Genomic DNA, 17,736 nt, shown 5'->3' on the forward strand with positions numbered 1-17,736 from the left:
TAAGGAGTGACAAGATGAACCATTATTTTATTGCTATTTATGACGGCGTGTTTCCTACCGAAAAATTACATACCATTTTACAATCTACTCCTACTTTTACCGACTTAAACGTCCGCCCTCTCGAAATCTCATCACCAAGACCTTTCACATTATTAGTTGGCGCAGAACACGATGCACTCACAACTGGTCTTACAGATACATACCATTTATTAACGAAAGAATTGCAAAAACTAGAAGAACAAGAAAAGTACTATTACGTATACGATTATAAAATTAGAAAGACTATCGACAATCCTACTGAAAAATGCTTTCCATTAGCCAAAATTAATATAAGTGTTACGAAATTCCATAAGATGATTCAAAAAGTAAAAGACTTAAAACGGCCTGTGTTTGCAGGTTATCACATCATTTCTCATGATGCAGACACACTTACAATTGATGTACTTCTATCTTCACCTTTATTAGATCCTAGTACTTCCGAAAAAAACGCGGAAGAATACGCCTATTTACAGCAACTAGCTGAATCAATTTCTCGTTCTGAATTATGTACTTCTATTAAAGCAAGTTCACTTATTTAAACATAAAAAAGAGGGTTATTTATCATAGCCCTCTTCTACTATCTATTTACGTTTGTACTTGATCATAATAATGAATTCTTTTATACACAACTTATATAATCATCAAAGTGTTTCTTTCCTTCTAAACGAAATATCTTTACGCCGATATACACTCAGCACAATCCCCATTATAAGCGCATGAAATACAGTCGGCGTTAATCCGTAGCTAATAAAAGGTAAGGATATAGCAGCATGCGGCAATAATCCTAGTATCATTCCGACATTATAAATGAACTGGAATACAAAAAGAGTCACTCCACCAACGAGCAGCAATTTACCGTACCGATCATTTATTTTATAGGATATGACTATTAATCTTGCTGCAAAAAGAGAAAAAACGAAGACAAGAATTAGCGCAAGCCAATACCCATAATAGTAAGTCAAACTTGCAAATACAAAATCAGTATCCGGATTAGGGATGGACTTTACATCCCCATATGTCCCAAACCAACCCGCTGACGACATTTTCTCTTTTAAACGTATATACATAAACCCTGTGCCACGTGCATCACTCTCTGGATTTATATACCCTAAAAATCTCTCCAAGTAGTATGTTTTTGCTGAGGTCACGGAAAAGGATACCTTAATAATAAATAAACAAATGGGTACAACCGTAATAATCAATGCCTTTTTCTTTCCTAATTTACTCCACCAAAGCATAACGAATACCATCGTGATATAAATAAACATTGTTGCAATAGCTGATCCAATTAAGAATAAATACAAAGAAAATAAATATAAAACCACAAAGTATCTAACTTTCAACCTACTATTATTGAAAAAAGAAGCCCAAGCTAGAAAGAAGAAAGGTATCGCCATTAAGCGACTAATTGCAACGGGACCAATTTTTATTAACGGTTCTCCAGCCACCGAAACGCTCGGAAAACAATATAATATTAACAAAGTAAGTACACCAATTGTGTAAAACAGCCACCCGAATCTCTCTAACTTCCGGTAATCAGTCAGCATCATCACTGCAACTGTTGCAATACCGAGAATAACAGATATCACCTTATTCATTAGTAAATCATTCATATATCCAAAAGCTATAACCGGCAAAAATCCTAATCCCATCGCAATCACTAATAAACTAATTAAGAACCAATCCACCTTTGGCTTATGAAGTTTATTAAGTTCTTGCCCTAGTTTAATCGGACTCCCCATTTGTTCCACAGCTTTATTTTCAGCAATTTCCTCACTTAATCCTTTTTCTATCCATGTTTTCTTTGCCTGTTTTAAGTGAAAATCTAGTTCAGTTGCTACAAAGCTCTTTGCTTCTTTTGATTTAATATGGTTCGTAACTTCTTTTAAAAAATGCTCCCCTTTTTTGTTCAATTTTTTCTCACTCCTGTACTAAGCCTTTTAATATAAATCGTGCCTTCGTAGCATTTTTTTCTGCCTTTCGCAGCATCTTTCTTCCTTTATCATTTAGTTGATAATATTTCGCTCCTGCCTGATCCCAGCTGGATTGGATAAATCGGTTCTGTTCTAGACGATGTAATACGGTATATAAAAAACCTTCATTTCCTTCGAATTTTCGAATCCCTCTCCCTCGTAGTAGCTGTGACAATTCGTATCCTGTTTTTTCATTACTAAGGAGTTGTAAAATTGCTAACGAGATGTCCTCTTCCTTTTCATTTGAAGCATTGATTTTTTCGCGCACCTGCTTTCGATGTTGATCAGAAAAACTCAAATGTTTAAACGTTGTATTCTCCATTGATTTTCGCAGGCCTTTTAATCGATCTTCCATTTGATTATTCCTCCAATCCTTTCTTCAAAAGCTCCTTCGCTTTTTTCAATCTCGTTTTTATCGTATTTTCCTTCACTTCTATTACCGTAGCAATCTCTTTAATTGATAATTCTTCATAATAAAATAGATAAATGACTTCTCGATATTTTATCGGTAAATTCATTACTGCAGAAGCGAGCTCACGGTCCTCCGCTTTTTGAATGACCGTTTGTTCGACACTATCATTTTGAACCCCGATATAAGCCGATTCATCCTCTGTCACGATCACCTTTTTGTTATACCAACTTTTTATATAGTCCTTACATTGATTTATCGCAATTCTCCATAACCACGTTTTCACATTCGACTTCCCTTTGTATGTATGAAGAGATTTATAACATTTCACAAATATATCTTGCGTTACATCCTCAGCAACCTCTTTATTGTTTACATATGAATACACAAGTTGCAGGACTTCTTGTCCATACTTGTTCATAATTTCATCGATAAGGTCCTCCTTATCTTCTATTTCAAACATCTCTACTGTTAATTCATCCACACCACTTCCTCCTTCCCATATATTAGACGACGCAACCTATGGAAAAGTTTTATACATTCATAAAAAAATACGGCTAGCAATGTCCATACCGTTTTTTATGAATGTTTATTTGCTTATTGTCCCCACGCACTAATGCTCTGCTTAAAGACAGGAATTTTCATCCATATGTCTTGTTCCCTATTTTAAAACATAATACAATTAAAATGTAACTTAATAAGCAATAACTAGTAGGTGTGGTAATCATCTCTTCCATTTTGAAAAAAGGGGGGAGGTGATAAAATGATCGCAATGTTTGTAATCAAATTAGTGTATGGTATCCTAACCGGAGCTGGCGTTGTCATCGGTAGAAGATACGTCGGTCCTTGGCTAATTTTTGTATACAAAAAAGCGAGAACCACCCTGCTTCGTGGAAAAGGTAAGGGCGGTTCTCGGCTAAAACGTTAATGTAATTGTCTTATAACCGCACCTACTACCACCACAATAGCAAGTTAGGTTACACAAGGCAGAAGTTTCTCAGGCTTCTGTCTTCTTTATTTTATGCAAAATTCATACTATATACTCTATCATCATTGTAACACATTTTATTTATTTTTAGTCAAGATAAAAACCACCTAAAGGGCTCCCCTTCAGGTGGTTCTCTATTTTACGCTAACGACGCAGCTGCCTGCTCTTGTTGATCTAGACTTTTTCTAGTTCAGCTGTGCCGCTCTCATCATTTATAGCACCAATAAAGACGGATTATGTACCAGCTTCATAACAGTATGAGTAAACAATGAACAACACCTATTACGAATATAAAAAATCCTCTCACTATATAGTACCTATGTTTTCAGCAATACTCTATTACCATCAAACTAAATTTATATAATTTAAACTACAGAATAGCAAGCTAATTTTCAAATATCTTCTTGCGCATTATCCTAAATTTATTATCTATTTGTATCATGCTTATAAATAAAAGATATCCTACCGACGCACCGAGCATATTTATAGCAATCCGCCACACATCAAAAACATCAGACAAAGTTAGTAAATGTAATATCTCCCAAACAAGAAAGGTCATAACATACCACTTACGAGCTTTCTTATAGTTAGTCACTTTATTAATCAGCACTGGAACGAAAAATCCGAATGGAACTACTAATATTATATGTTGTAAAACGTTTAACCAATAAGTTGAGTTTCCCCAAGGACCTGGATGCGCAATAAAATCTTTAACTTGCCAAAGTGTTATTCCAAAAAGTTGTAATAACGTTTCTAAATCAGATATATGTAAAAATTGCCGCCAAAATTCAATGGGATGATAGACAGTCCCACCTGTCAAACTGCGAACAGAGTCAAATGTAGAAGTTGAAATAAATGTTCCTAAAAAGACAATAAAACAAATGATTATATAAGGAATACATAAAATTTTTGATAATACCTTTAATGGCCTAGGAACTTCGTATACCGATTTATTAATCTCTACGCCAATAACTTTTGATTCTCCAAAACTTTGAATCGCTTTATAAATCGCTTCTTTTTCATTCATACCTTGTTCCATATATTCTTCTTTCAAGCTGTTCAAGTGATCATACATTTCTAGAAATAACTCATCCTGTTCAATATCACTAAGTTCTGAGTAAGCTAAAATAGACTTAATATACTCATCAAATTCACTCATAAATAACTCCTTTCTGACAAGATTGAATTAATGATGTTACACGCTCCCAAGAGTTCACTTTCTTCTGCAATTCTTTTTTCCCTTTATCTGTAATAGTATAGAATTTCCTTTTCATCCCATTCTCAGATTCATTCCAATAAGATTCAAGAAACTCCTTTTTCTCTAATCTCTTTAAAGCAGGATACAAAGTTCCCTGCCCCATACTATACAAATCTTCACTTGCATCCTTTAAACTTTGAGCTATTTCATATCCATATGTATCACGTTTTGCAATGATAGAAAGTAATAAAATATCTATACTTCCCTTCAAGATTTCTTTGTCCAACAATACCACCTCCTTACATACATCGTATAACAACATATATCGTTATGCAACATAGTTAGAAAAATAACCCATAAAAAAACACCTGAAGGGCTTCCCTTCAGGTGTTTCTCTATTTTACGCTAACGCAGCTGCTTGCTCTTGTTGATCTACAGGAATTACAGCATCTGTTAATGCTTTTTCTAGTTCTGCTGTGTATTTCATTTCAACACTGTTATCATTAATAACGCTATAAAGACATATACAGTGGTGAAAGCCTTCTTAGATCTGGAGAATTTTGAGTATGATAAATAATACCTTAATTCGTTCAAAACTTACAATAATGATGGCCTATTATTTATTATCTTGATTTAATTCTATAGAAACCTTTCTTTTCCCTATTCGATTTGCAAAAGGAACAAAAATAATAAACGCCATTCCTAACATAACTCCTACAATAGTATTCACAAAAATGAAATCAATATATACTTTCCCATGATCAATTAAACTAATAGCATATGTTAATAGAATCCCGGCAAAAGTACCGAGTATTAATCCTATAAGGATATATAGAATAACTTGTGTCATTATGACCCTTATGATCCCTCTTTTATCAATACATATCGTCCTTAAAACAGCAAATTCTTTTCTTTTTGAATTTATATTATTAACAAGAGTATTAAATACTCCTAACATAACACTAAACACCATTACTATCATCACTACAATAAAGATGGACCATCTTTCATAAAACATTTGTTTTGCCTTTTTGACCGACTGTTCATAGCTATTGATTTGTAATTCTGGATACTGTTTTTTTAATTCTTCTAATTGTTTCAAGGTATATTGTTCATCGTTGGAGCTAATAAATAAACGACTAAATACAGTGAAATCTGTATTAAATTCTTTATTTCTCCAATCCATATACATTTCTACATTTGAGCCAGATAATTTTTGAACGATTCCCCCCACAACAACTCTTCCATTCTCTTCTATTTTTTGTGAGGATTCTGAGTACATACCAAGAACAATACTATCCCCTACATGAAGATCATGTTGTAGCGCAAAATCTTTAGTAATAACAACCTTATTTTCCACATTTGTAGAAAGAAGTGGAAGTAAATTTTGTTTCTCCATCTCCTTTAAATCAGCTAATGCATAATTAAAAGAAACATATTGATCGCCTTTCTTCAATTCTGCAGAAACAAAATTACTTAGCGTGCTTACTTCCTTAACACTTTTTATTTTTTTTATCTCCGCTTGCAATTCTGCATGCTTAATTGTTGAATTTTTACTCAAATGACTTTTCACAATAATATTTGTTGGATATTCTTGTTTTAAATATGCTTCTTCATTCTTTTGAATAGTTTTTAATAGTGCCGATCCAAAAACAGCAATAATCATCATTGTACTAATAGTCAAAACAACAAATGTATTCTTTTTTACTTGTGGTATAAGATTCTTAATTGCTACAAATGATGTATTACCAATAAGAAATTTAATGATAGGTAAAGTGCGCGTTAATAACGTTGGAAGATAAATAGGAAACAATATAAATATCCCTAATATTAATAACAGTGATCCAATTAATACAAACGCTACTCTTGTATCTTCTCCATAAGTTACAAACCTTCCTATAAGAATTAGAGCTACACTGATAAAAGTTATGAATTTCCCAAATTTCAAATACTTATTTTTATTAGAAAAATCGACTTTTTCATTGTCCTGCATAATTTTAAATGGCAACACTTTTGCACTCTTATAAGAGGGAAACAGCATGAATATTTCAATCAATATTGCGCCAAAAATCATGACCATTACTGCTATTTTATAATCAAATCCTAACGAACTAATTTGAAAAGAAAATAATTTTTCCAGCCATTTTTGCAAGAATTGATTACTTATCACAGCTAGCACAAAGCCCAAGATAGTACCAATAATATTAATCAAGCTACATTGAAATAACACAACTTTAAATATTTGTTTTGTTGTCGCTCCAATAGATCTCATAATAGAAATTTGATTTTTATATTTATATAAAAACAATTCAAAATTAGAAATAATCATCAATGAAGTAACAACAAGCATGAGTACCGACAAAATAATCATAAATATATTTAATGAGGCTAGATTACTCTTTAAAAATTCATCTTCTTCTGTTACATCAATTCGTAAGTCCGAATCAATTTCTCTAATTTGATTAGCTAATGTTAGTATATCTTCATTTTCTTTCATCTTAATTAAAACATAAGTGGCTTCAATATTTTTACTATTCTTTTCCTGCATAAGTCGTTGAACTGTATCTTTAGATAACATAATTATATCAGGAGGCATCCCCGTTGCATCTAAATCTGTCAATAACTCTTTTATCTTATATTGTTTATTTTCTATTAAAATACTATCCCCTATTCGAACCTTCAATACTTGAGCTAATTCTTTATTAATTATCACCTCATTGGATTCTATATTCTCATTAAAATGATATTTACTTTTTGTTAGTACATCATTTTGAACCCCAACTGTATACATATTTGCGTTTAAACTATCTACTTTTAAACGTGTAACCAAGGCACTCGATGATTGTTTAATACTTTTTGAGGATGTAATTTTATCTAATAGGGACTTATCCATGACTTTTGTTTGATCACTACTGTAACCAACTGATAAATCCATATCTCCATATATCTGTTTAACTTTATTTTCTATTGAATGTCTAGCATTTACCGAGAAAGTTCCCATTGTGATAATTAAAGAAATGGACAACATCACACTAACAATTGATGACAATGCAATAAATTTATTCGCTCTAAAAAAACGTAATGCTATTCCCCTAATAGATCTAATCATTGCACTTTCTCCATCAACGCTTTAAACTTCTCTAAAATATTTTCCATATCGATCGGTCCATTATCACATACATAATTGTCCACAATTTTTCCATCATGGAAAAAAATCACGCGATCTGCGTATGTTGCTACATTGGGATCATGTGTAACTAAAACCATACTTTGATTTAATTTTTTTTTCATCTCTACTAACATTTTTAAAAGTTCTGTAGTTCTATTAAAGTCTAAATTCCCAGTTGGTTCATCAGCTAATACGATAGGTGGTGATGTAATTAATGCTCTTCCGATAGCAACACGTTGCTGTTGCCCCCCTGAAAGTTGAACTGGTCGATGATTAGACCAGTTTTCCAAACCAACTAGTTCTATCATCTGCTGTACCTCAGTGTCTATTTCCTCTTTTTTTATATCTTTTAAAATAAGCGGTAATGCAATATTTTCTTTAACTGATAAATCTTTCAATAAATTAAATGATTGAAACACAAACCCTATATTCTCACTCCGGTATTTTGTCGCATATGGTTCAGTAAACATATTATTTTTCACTTCCCCATTTAACAAAATAGTGCCTTCATCTGGACTATCTAAAGCACCTAATATGTTAAGTAATGTACTCTTTCCTGAACCACTTGTTCCCATAACTGCAAGTAACTCACCTCTATATAAATCAAAGGATACATTTTTTAGCGCTTTAACTTCATAGCCAACGCCCTTATAAGTTTTACACAAATTTTTCACAGATAATAAAAACTGACTCTTGTCCATAATACACCTCAATGTCTTAAATCGAATTTTGCGTTATTTGTTCCTCATACCATTTTGCTTGTGATAAATACATTTCATAATACACTCCACGTTTATTCATCAACTCATCGTAGTTTCCCTCTTCAACTATATTCCCATTGTCCATTACAATAATCTCAATTACCCCTGCCTTCTCTAAATTAAAAATAAAATCCATTATTTCATTCTTAATAACTTCTCTTTCGCCATCAAACTCTTGAAATATAGAGTCAATTACCTTTGTTACTTCTGATAGAAGTTCGATTTTCTTCCAAATCTCAGATCCTGTGTGATCTAATGCATAGAAATTATTTTTAATCATATTCACTAGAATAATTTCATTATTTTCTTCATATACAATTACATCTTTATTTACCGAAATATCCAATTAATCAACTCCATTTTCCTGCCATTTATATTTCACAACACAAAACATATTTTTACAAAAAATATGTTTTTTTACTTTTTTATTAGCAACATCTTGATATTACAATACGAACCAAAATTCGCATATAAGTTCCACATAATTTCCAATATGTAATTTTGCATATCGGGATAAATACATTTAAATTCCCTTTAGGGATACATCTATCTAAAGATTCCGACACAAGAGAATACGAATACTCCTACTTAATTATAATTTCCAAATATAAAAATTGTCCTAATCATCTAGTACAAAATAGAAGAGTGTTCTTTGATGGGAATTTATTTAATTTTAACTGTCCCTGTTTGAAACATATGTTTCCTTCTTGTTCTTTGTTACTTCACATATCGTTTTAATGATTTCGTGCGGTACAAAAAGTGAAAAACACCCTGCTTGCGAAAAAGGTAAGGGCGGTTCTCAGTTAAATTGTTGATTTGATTGTTCAATAACCACACCTATTACCACAATAGAAGTTAGATTGTACAAGACAGAAATTTCTCAGGGTTCTGTCTTTTTTATTTTATGCAAAAAAGCTTATAAACCCATTAGAAACCTTAATATTCAAAATAAAATTAATACACTCTATTTACTTATAATCACGGTTTTAGTGCGTGCATAATAAAACAAAAACCACCTGAAGGGCTCCCCTTCAGGTGGTTTTCTATTTTACGCTAACGCAGCTGCCTGTTCTTGTTGATCTACAGGAATTACAGCGTCTGTTAATGCTTTTTCTAGTTCTGCTGTGTATTTCATTTGCTCTTCTTTGCTCCAGCCTAGTTTCGCAGCCATGTAGTTGATTACTGCTTCTTTCCACTCGTATACCCAGTGGATGTTGAAGAATACAGCGCCTCTGCGGCGTACGAAGAAGTCAACTGGTTTTGCTGTCATTTCGTAATCCATTGCGTATACAAGTGGGATTAGAACGTCTAGCGGCATGTTGTATTCTTTCGCTTCGTCTTTATGTTTTTTCGCTAAGTCGAACAGTACGTCAACGTTAGAGCCATAGAATTTCGCAAATTCTTCTGCTTGTGCTTTCGTTAAACCAGATTTCGTGCCTTCGTCTACTTTTTTCGCAACGAATGCTGGGAATCCGTGTGAACCACTTACATGTCCACCAGAGATTGGCATGTGTTTCGTGTCGCTCTTCGGATATGCACTATGACCTTCTTTTTGTAATAGGTTTGTTACGTAGTCTACTACCATTTCAGCCATTTTACGGTATCCTGTTAATTTACCACCCGCGATTGTAATTAAACCAGATTCAGAAGTCCAAATTTCATCTTTACGAGAAATTTCAGATGCATTCTTACCTTCTTCGTAAATTAACGGACGTACACCAGCCCAGCTTGACTCCACATCTTTTTCTGTAATTTTCACACTTGGGAACATGTAGTTAATCGCATTAATGATGTATGTGCGATCTTCTGTTGTCATGTGTGGTACAGCTGCGTCTTTATCATAGAACGTATCTGTTGTACCTACGTATGTTTTTCCGCCGCGAGGAATCGCGAACACCATACGTTTATCTGGTGTATCAAAGTAAATAGCTTGCCCTAACGGGAAACGTTTTTGGTCAATTACTAAATGCACACCTTTTGATAACTGAAGTACTTTCCCTTTTTTCGAGTTATCTTTTTCACGAAGTGTATCTACCCAAGGGCCAGCTGCGTTTACAATTTTCTTACCGTACACTTCATATACTTCGCCATCTAGTAAATCGATTACACGTACACCGCATACTTTTCCATCTTTATATAAGAAACCGTCTACTTTTGCGTAGTTAACAGCTTTCGCACCGTGTTCAATTGCTTCTTTCATTACTTCAATTGTAAGACGCGCATCGTCTGTACGATATTCTACGTAGTAACCGCCGCCTTTTAATCCTTCTTTTTTTACAAGAGGCTCTTTGTTTAATGTTTCTTCACGGTTAAACATTTTTCTGCGCTCGCTTCGTTTTACACCTGCTAAGAAGTCGTATACACGAAGACCAATTGATGTACTGAATGATCCGAACGTACCGCCTGTATGGAACGGAAGTAACATCCACTCTGGTGTTGTTACATGGGGACCGTTCTCATATACGATCGCACGCTCTTTCCCCACCTCTGCTACCATTTTCACTTCAAGTTGTTTTAAATAACGTAGACCACCGTGTACAAGTTTCGTAGAACGACTTGATGTACCTGCTGCAAAGTCCTGCATTTCAAACACAATTGTGGATAACCCGCGTGTTGCCCCATCTAATGCAATACCAGAACCAGTAATACCTCCACCAATTACGATCACATCTAACTCTTGTTTATTTACTCCGTTTAATACGTCTTTACGTTGTTTACTTGAAAATTTCATGGTAATTCCTCCCTTTGATAACGAAAAAAGAGACCACGAACTCCGCTATAGATTTCGCCTCTATAGCGTGTTGTGGTCTCTCCAAATCTCCTACCGAATTATTAACTTGTCACCATTATAACACTGTTTATGATTATTTGAAAGCTTTTGTTGCTTCAATTGCTTTTTTCCATCCAACATATAGCTCTTCGCTTGTTTCCGCTTCCATCGTTGGTTCAAAGCGTTTGTCCATATGCCACTGTTCTTTAATTTCATCTTGGTTTTTCCAATATCCAACCGCAAGACCAGCTAAGTACGCTGCACCTAAAGCTGTCGTTTCGTTGATCACTGGACGCTCTACAGGAACATCTAAAATATCACTTTGGAACTTCATTAAGAAGTTATTTTTAACAGCTCCGCCATCAACGCGTAATGTGTTCAGTTCAATACCTGAATCTGCTTCCATTGCGCATAATACATCTTTCGTTTGGTATGCTAAAGATTCTAGTGTTGCACGAATGAAATGCTCTTTCGTCGTACCGCGCGTTACACCAAACATAGCGCCGCGTACTTCACTATCCCAGTACGGTGTACCTAAACCTACGAATGCTGGTACAACGTATACACCTTCAGTTGATGCAACGCGTGATGCGTACACTTCACTCTCACTTGCATCTTTAAACATGCGCATTCCGTCACGTAACCACTGAATTGCAGAACCTGCTACGAAAATACTTCCTTCTAATGCGTAGTTTACTTTACCATCTATACCCCATGCAATTGTTGTTAATAGGCCATGCTCAGAAGCTACTGCTTTTTCTCCTGTGTTCATTAACATGAAGCAACCAGTTCCGTACGTGTTCTTCGCCATACCTTCACCGAAACAAGCTTGTCCAAATAATGCTGCTTGTTGGTCACCAGCTACACCTGCAATCGGTATATTTTGACCGAAGAAGTGATAGTCAATTGTTTCTCCATATATTTCAGATGATGGACGTACTTCTGGAAGCATGCTCTTTGGTACTGTTAACATGTCTAGAAGCTCATCATCCCACTGTAAGTCATGAATGTTAAACATTAATGTACGTGATGCATTTGAGTAGTCAGTTACGTGCGCTTTACCGCCAGACAGTTTCCATACAAGCCACGTATCAATCGTTCCGAATAATAGATCGCCGTTTTCTGCTTTTTCTCTTGCACCTTCAACGTTATCTAAAATCCATTTTACTTTCGTACCAGAGAAGTATGCGTCAATTAAAAGACCTGTTTTTTCGCGAACCATTTCGCTATACCCTTTTTCTTTTAACTCATCACAAATGTCAACTGTTTGACGAGATTGCCATACGATTGCGTTATAAATTGGTTTTCCAGTCGTTTTATCCCAAACAACTGCTGTTTCACGTTGGTTCGTAATACCGATACCAGCGATTTGTTCTGGTTTTACATCTGCTTCGCTTAAGCAAGTTGCGATAACTGCTAAAATAGATCCCCAAATCTCTTGTGCATTATGCTCTACCCAACCTGGCTTTGGAAAATGTTGTGTAAACTCTTTTTGAGCTGAATGAACAATTTCACCTTTTTTATTGAACAGAATTGCGCGTGAGCTAGTTGTTCCTTGGTCTAAAGAAAGAATATATTTTTTCATATCGGTTTCCCCCTATGCTACTTTTCTACTATTTGTATTGCTTTCACTTTTTTTACTTGTCATATAAGAGATTGCTAGTACAACCACAGTTGCAATAATCACATAAATAAGTGCTGCATTTTGTTTTCCTTCAAATACAACTTGATGGAATAATCCTGCAAGTGATCCACCTAAAATTGGACCAACTACTGGAATCCATGCATACTTCCAGTTTGAACCGCCTTTTCCTGCAATCGGAAGGAAGAAGTGTGCGATACGCGGACCTAAATCACGAGCCGGGTTAATCGCGTATCCTGTTGTTCCACCTAATGATAAACCAATACTTACAATTAAGAAACCTACGATAAATGGATTTAATCCATCTGCAAATTTATTTGCTCCAATTGCTAATATACCAAATACTAAAACGAATGTTCCAATCATTTCACTTAAAAGGTTTGTAAATGTGTTCGGAATTGCTGGACCTGTTGCAAATACACCTAATTTTGTTCCTGGATCTTCTGTTTCTTTCCAGTGTGGTAAGTAATGTAAATATACAAGAACTGCCCCGATAATTGCCCCAATCATTTGTGCTGCGATATAACCTGGTACGTCACTCCATGGGAACGCTCCCTTAAATGCTAATCCTATCGTTAAAGCCGGATTCAAATGTGCCCCACTAATTGATCCAACTGCATACGCTGCCATAGCAACCGCTAAGCCCCAGCCCATTGTAATAACAATCCAACCAGAATCTTTCGCAAACGATTTCTTTAAACTTACACCAGCGCAAACGCCGCCACCAAGTAAGATTAACAACGCAGTCCCTACTAACTCTCCTAAAAATGCTGACATAGTATCCCTCCACAATCAATTTAAACGCTTCCAAATGTGATAGAGGTAAAATGAATGGCCATTCGTTTTTGTCAAAAGAAAAAGACCCACAGCTTTGCACGCTTCTATATAAATTTATATAGAAACAATGAAATGTGGATCTCTTCTTTTCTCCGTCACGTTTATTAACTTGTCTATAATGTTAACCTTTCATGAAAGCGGTGTCAACAGAATTTTTTCACATTTTCGTCACTTTTTTTGGTAATGTTTCCATAGTTCTTTTTTTGATGTCGTAATTGCCGTCGCACCAGCATTTAACGCTTTCTCCACATCATCAACTGTGCGAATGAAACCACCCGCCAAAATCGGTACACCAGTACGCTCTTTCACTTCAGCAATCACATCCGTTAACGCACCAGGAAGCACCTCTATATAATCCGGCTTCGTCTTTTCTAACAAATTACAGCTCTTTTCCATCGCGCTAGAATCAATTAAAAAGATGCGTTGAATGGAGACGACACCCTTTTGCTTCGCCTTCATAATCACGCTCGCCTTTGTCGAAAGTAACCCGTACGGTTTATATTCTTGGCATAAAAACTCCGTCGCATGCCCATCACTTTGTAATCCATGGATCAAATCCACATGTAAAAACACCTTTTTACTATGCTGCTTCGCAAGTGACACAACACTCTTCAATTGACCAACATGAATATCTAAAATAACGATATACTCATACGAACTATGTAATAGCTTCTCCAAATCTTTAATTTGCCTCACTGCCGGCAAAATCTTCTGTTCATGAAATTCCATTCTAAATATCCCCTTCTCTATGTCATCCTATCCTTTATAGTACACAATTTAAGTGAAAAGAACAGCTAGTGTCAGGGATTTCTTTCATTATCTATATATTTTCTTCAACTTATCAGAAGCCGTGCCGCCTATGATCATTAATATAAGAGGTAGAAAGTTCATTACATACGGTGCATCCGCTATAATAGTAATGCTCGCTCCGGCAAACTTATTTAACATCCATACAACGATTTTTGTAAGAAACAAAAATACTCCTAGCATGAATAGACTATCGAAAAACACCTTCCATTTTGGATATGCTAACTGTTTACTATCTTCAATTACTTTTTGCGTCAACTCTTCATCGCTCCTTAGCAGTTCATCAATCGTAATACCGAACAAATCGCTTAAATGAATAATAATTTCAATGCTCGGATAGTTCTTTCCCGTCTCCCATTTTGAAACAGACTGCCTACTTACATGAATTTTTTCAGCCAAATCATGTTGCGACCAATTTCGTTTTTCTCGTTCTTGTTTTAAACGTTCACTAAAAATCATACTGTGTTTATCACCTCTCTATGCCTAGTATGGGCAAATAACTGATGAAGAGTAAAGCGAGTTACCGTTGCGTAGGTGGTGCAACTTGTGCGTTACAGGTTGTAATGGGGCTATGTAGTGTGTCGATTTCATATATTTTTCTTCTATACTAATTTCCCGAACAATAATATAACGAACAGATACTATTTAAAACTAGATTAAGCATAAAAAAATACGCCATCCTTTCTTATCATTCTCCAGAAAAGATAACGCAAAGTTTCATTTTCAAACATTTTCATCAAAAAGAAAAGAAGCTAGCAATACATTGTTAACTTCTCAACTGAAAGTAAAATATTATCTTTCCTTATCTTCTAATATCTAGGTTGGGATTGAATATTTGTAAGATGAACATCAAACATATCAATTATTTCAAGAAATCTATCAGCTTCACGGAAAACATGGTCTGCTAATAATGGATGAATGATACTCTTTATTTTACATTGCTCAATTAAATCACGTGCTGTTTTCTTAAAATCCCGAAGAGATGTAACTGACACACGATTTTGATCTAAAAATTGATCTAAAAGAGGGACTGTTTGGGCTTGTGGTTTCATAGATTCTAAGTCAATTGCTTGATACATCAATTCATCAAAATCATTGCTAAAATTCCGTGCTGTGTCTACAAGCTTTCTTTCCGATGGATCAAGAAGATGACCAATAAATTTAGCATGGTCTGCCATAATCCTTAAAAAGAAAACATTTTCTTTAATAATAGCATCAGGAAGGGCATCTAATTTCCCTTCATTTAATTGTATTAAACGTTTTCTAAAATAGTCAGCTTCCCTACTTGTATGGTCAACTAACAGTGGAAAGTTATTTTGTCCAGGCAATTTACATGTGAGAATCAATCCTAAAATTTTTCGTTTAAATCCCCAAATATTAGTTGCGGCTTGTTGTACTTCTGAATTAAATCTTTTTATTTGCTCAGGATCTGTTTCATTTGTATAGGAATGCGCTATTTGTTCGATATGTTCAAACAATCGATAAAATTGATTAGCCTCTTCGATTAGTTGCGTATCCTCACATCTAAACCCTAAGCGAAGAAAAAAAGAATGCTCCTTCATGATTCTAGACCAAAAACGAATTTCATTTAATGAACGCTCAACAAACATTACAGATGTAACACCTGTATCAGGATGTAATGATGTTTCATCCCTATGCATTGTTAATCCCCCCAGTAAATACTGCGCTAGTTCCATTCTTATGAGTGAACATATATATAAATACCATCAATAAAAGTTCATGATGAATCTCGTATACATGTAAAGTTAAACTTATATAACCTGCTCCCCAGAAGAAAAAGGCTACCACCTAGATGCAAACTTCTACTAGATGGTAGCCTTTCAAAATTTCTATTAAAGTAACACCGAATCTTTATCACTATCCTGATTCCGCTTCTCTCGCTCTTCTTCCAAACGCTTCATATACACTTCGCCTTCTTTTTCAATAAACTCATTATCCATATCTTGCTCTTTTTTTGAAGTATATAAAACCATGTAGCCACTTAATACGATCCCGACGATTACAAGATACACCCACCATGGTAAAGTTTCCACTGTACTTCATTCCTTTCCTTAGACAAGCCTTATTAGTTTCACTGTATGAGGAAAGAAGTGGATTTATGCTTAAAATTTATTGTGGATTCTTCGCGAAGAACGCTTGTACATATTCCATAAACTCTATTGGTTCCTGGCGAAACGGTGCGTGGTATCCTTTTTCAATGATATGGAACGTACTATTTGCAAATAGCTCATGATACAGTTCACCATTTTTCCAAGAAACGCTCTTATCGTGTCGTCCCCATATAATTAAAGTCGGTACCTTAATTTTATCGGCTTCCATCGCAATGCGGCGCTCTCTCATTTTCGTAAGCTGATCATAATGCTCTTTATCGTCGCGACTATTTTTCACTGCATTTTTATTATAATCCGTAATCTCTGTTACAGTTTGTAAGTCCGTTGATAACGGCGGCACTTCATAACTTTCTTTTTGCTGGAAAGACTCAATCCCTGTAGAATCCGCTAAAACGAGATGCGTTACTGCATCCGGATATAAATACGCTAAATTTAGAGACATCTCTCCGCCCATTGAATGACCAAGTACTGCAAATTGATCGTATCCGAGTTTCTTCATTAACTTATAATATAAATTCACTTGCGCAGGAAACGAATACTGAAAATCAACCGGCTTAGAAGAACGTCCAAATCCTAAAATATCAACCGCTATAATCGTGTGATCTCGCGCAAGTTCCGGATAAATATCACTAAATCCATCTGAAGAACCACCAAACCCGTGAAGCATAAGTAAAGGCGGCTTCCCCTCACCAATTTGCTTAAAATAAATCGTCTGTCCATCAATTTGCGCCATACTCTCTTTCGTATTCAGCTTCATCATAACAGTATCTTTCACTTCTTCAACCTTCGCAATCGGCTTATCAACGAAGTTACATACGATTAATAAAACAAGTACAATACCGCTAATCAAATAAAACTTAAACCGTTTCAAAATTCCCGTCTCCTTTCTCAAGTTGCTATTTAAAGTTTTTACATTATTTGGTTGTTTTATGATTAATTTTAATTGTAACCAAAGTGGTTACAATTATATTAAAAAAATATTACTTACTTCTATTAGTGATGGGTATCCTG

Annotated in this window: 18 protein-coding genes; 2 read left to right on the forward strand and 16 right to left on the reverse strand. The window is 34.9% G+C overall.

Features of this window, described 5'->3' with window-relative positions; all coding sequences use genetic code 11:
• The first annotated feature begins 14 nt into the window (after window positions 1–14).
• Window positions 15–578: a hypothetical protein gene (locus MKO96_RS09230; RefSeq protein WP_240587310.1), complete on the forward strand. Its 564-nt coding sequence runs from the start codon at window positions 15–17 to the stop codon at window positions 576–578.
• A gap of 102 nt (window positions 579–680) precedes the next feature.
• On the opposite strand, the gene MKO96_RS09235 is transcribed toward MKO96_RS09230, so the two are convergent.
• The 3 genes from MKO96_RS09235 to MKO96_RS09245 are packed head-to-tail and all read right to left on the reverse strand — an operon-like array spanning window position 681 to window position 2,905.
• Complete coding sequence (locus MKO96_RS09235) at window positions 681–1,952, reverse strand: FtsW/RodA/SpoVE family cell cycle protein (RefSeq protein WP_240587311.1); 1,272 nt, start codon at window positions 1,950–1,952, stop codon at window positions 681–683.
• 7 nt (window positions 1,953–1,959) lie between these two features.
• Window positions 1,960–2,367, reverse strand: coding sequence for a PadR family transcriptional regulator (locus MKO96_RS09240; RefSeq protein ID WP_240587312.1), 408 nt, complete (start codon window positions 2,365–2,367; stop codon window positions 1,960–1,962).
• A 4-nt stretch (window positions 2,368–2,371) separates the two neighbouring features.
• Window positions 2,372–2,905, reverse strand: a complete 534-nt coding sequence (locus tag MKO96_RS09245) for a sigma-70 family RNA polymerase sigma factor (protein WP_240587313.1) — start codon at window positions 2,903–2,905, stop codon at window positions 2,372–2,374.
• 279 nt (window positions 2,906–3,184) lie between these two features.
• Here MKO96_RS09245 and MKO96_RS09250 point away from each other — a divergent pair, with 279 nt between their 5' ends.
• On the forward strand, window positions 3,185–3,349 hold the full coding sequence (locus MKO96_RS09250; RefSeq protein ID WP_187272101.1) for a hypothetical protein: 165 nt from the start codon (window positions 3,185–3,187) through the stop codon (window positions 3,347–3,349).
• Window positions 3,350–3,794: 445 nt separating this feature from the next.
• On the opposite strand, the gene MKO96_RS09255 is transcribed toward MKO96_RS09250, so the two are convergent.
• The 13 genes from MKO96_RS09255 to MKO96_RS09315 all read right to left on the reverse strand — a co-directional run bounded on the left by MKO96_RS09255 (window position 3,795) and on the right by MKO96_RS09315 (window position 17,596).
• The gene (locus MKO96_RS09255) at window positions 3,795–4,568 is read right to left on the reverse strand and encodes a VanZ family protein (protein WP_097918414.1); all 774 of its coding nucleotides are present in this window, start codon (window positions 4,566–4,568) and stop codon (window positions 3,795–3,797) included.
• On the reverse strand, window positions 4,561–4,893 hold the full coding sequence (locus MKO96_RS09260) for a PadR family transcriptional regulator (protein ID WP_046957114.1): 333 nt from the start codon (window positions 4,891–4,893) through the stop codon (window positions 4,561–4,563). The genes MKO96_RS09255 and MKO96_RS09260 overlap by 8 nt, the downstream gene beginning before the upstream one ends.
• Window positions 4,894–5,223: 330 nt before the next feature.
• The gene (locus MKO96_RS09265) at window positions 5,224–7,716 is read right to left on the reverse strand and encodes an ABC transporter permease (protein WP_240587314.1); all 2,493 of its coding nucleotides are present in this window, start codon (window positions 7,714–7,716) and stop codon (window positions 5,224–5,226) included.
• Window positions 7,713–8,477 carry an ABC transporter ATP-binding protein gene (locus tag MKO96_RS09270; RefSeq protein ID WP_240587315.1) on the reverse strand — a complete coding sequence of 255 codons (765 nt, stop codon included), beginning with the start codon at window positions 8,475–8,477 and terminating at the stop codon, window positions 7,713–7,715. Before MKO96_RS09270 ends, MKO96_RS09265 begins: the two co-directional genes overlap by 4 nt.
• Before the next feature lie 16 nt (window positions 8,478–8,493).
• Window positions 8,494–8,883, reverse strand: coding sequence for a PqqD family protein (locus MKO96_RS09275; protein WP_240587316.1), 390 nt, complete (start codon window positions 8,881–8,883; stop codon window positions 8,494–8,496).
• 702 nt (window positions 8,884–9,585) lie between these two features.
• Window positions 9,586–11,268 (reverse strand): aerobic glycerol-3-phosphate dehydrogenase, encoded by a 1,683-nt coding sequence (glpD, locus tag MKO96_RS09280; RefSeq protein ID WP_240587317.1) that lies wholly within the window; start codon window positions 11,266–11,268, stop codon window positions 9,586–9,588.
• A gap of 133 nt (window positions 11,269–11,401) precedes the next feature.
• Window positions 11,402–12,892 (reverse strand): glycerol kinase GlpK, encoded by a 1,491-nt coding sequence (gene glpK, locus MKO96_RS09285; RefSeq protein WP_240587318.1) that lies wholly within the window; start codon window positions 12,890–12,892, stop codon window positions 11,402–11,404.
• A 12-nt stretch (window positions 12,893–12,904) separates the two neighbouring features.
• Window positions 12,905–13,726 (reverse strand): glycerol uptake facilitator protein GlpF, encoded by an 822-nt coding sequence (gene glpF / locus MKO96_RS09290; protein ID WP_240587319.1) that lies wholly within the window; start codon window positions 13,724–13,726, stop codon window positions 12,905–12,907.
• 228 nt (window positions 13,727–13,954) lie between these two features.
• Entirely contained in the window at window positions 13,955–14,515 is a 561-nt protein-coding gene (gene glpP / locus MKO96_RS09295; protein ID WP_048561767.1) for a glycerol uptake operon antiterminator GlpP, read from the reverse strand.
• 87 nt (window positions 14,516–14,602) lie between these two features.
• Window positions 14,603–15,052, reverse strand: coding sequence for a helix-turn-helix domain-containing protein (locus tag MKO96_RS09300; protein ID WP_240587320.1), 450 nt, complete (start codon window positions 15,050–15,052; stop codon window positions 14,603–14,605).
• Between the two features lie 350 nt (window positions 15,053–15,402).
• Window positions 15,403–16,254 (reverse strand): DUF2935 domain-containing protein, encoded by an 852-nt coding sequence (locus tag MKO96_RS09305; protein WP_240587321.1) that lies wholly within the window; start codon window positions 16,252–16,254, stop codon window positions 15,403–15,405.
• Window positions 16,255–16,446: 192 nt separating this feature from the next.
• On the reverse strand, window positions 16,447–16,647 hold the full coding sequence (locus MKO96_RS09310) for a sporulation YhaL family protein (RefSeq protein ID WP_000449223.1): 201 nt from the start codon (window positions 16,645–16,647) through the stop codon (window positions 16,447–16,449).
• A 76-nt stretch (window positions 16,648–16,723) separates the two neighbouring features.
• A complete protein-coding gene (locus MKO96_RS09315; protein WP_240587322.1) occupies window positions 16,724–17,596 on the reverse strand; it encodes an alpha/beta fold hydrolase in 873 nt (290 codons plus the stop codon).
• Window positions 17,597–17,736: the final 140 nt, after the last annotated feature.

This window comes from Bacillus sp. ES1-5, from assembly GCF_022487605.1.
In the GTDB taxonomy this organism is placed as follows: Bacteria; Bacillota; Bacilli; order Bacillales; family Bacillaceae_G; genus Bacillus_A; species Bacillus_A wiedmannii.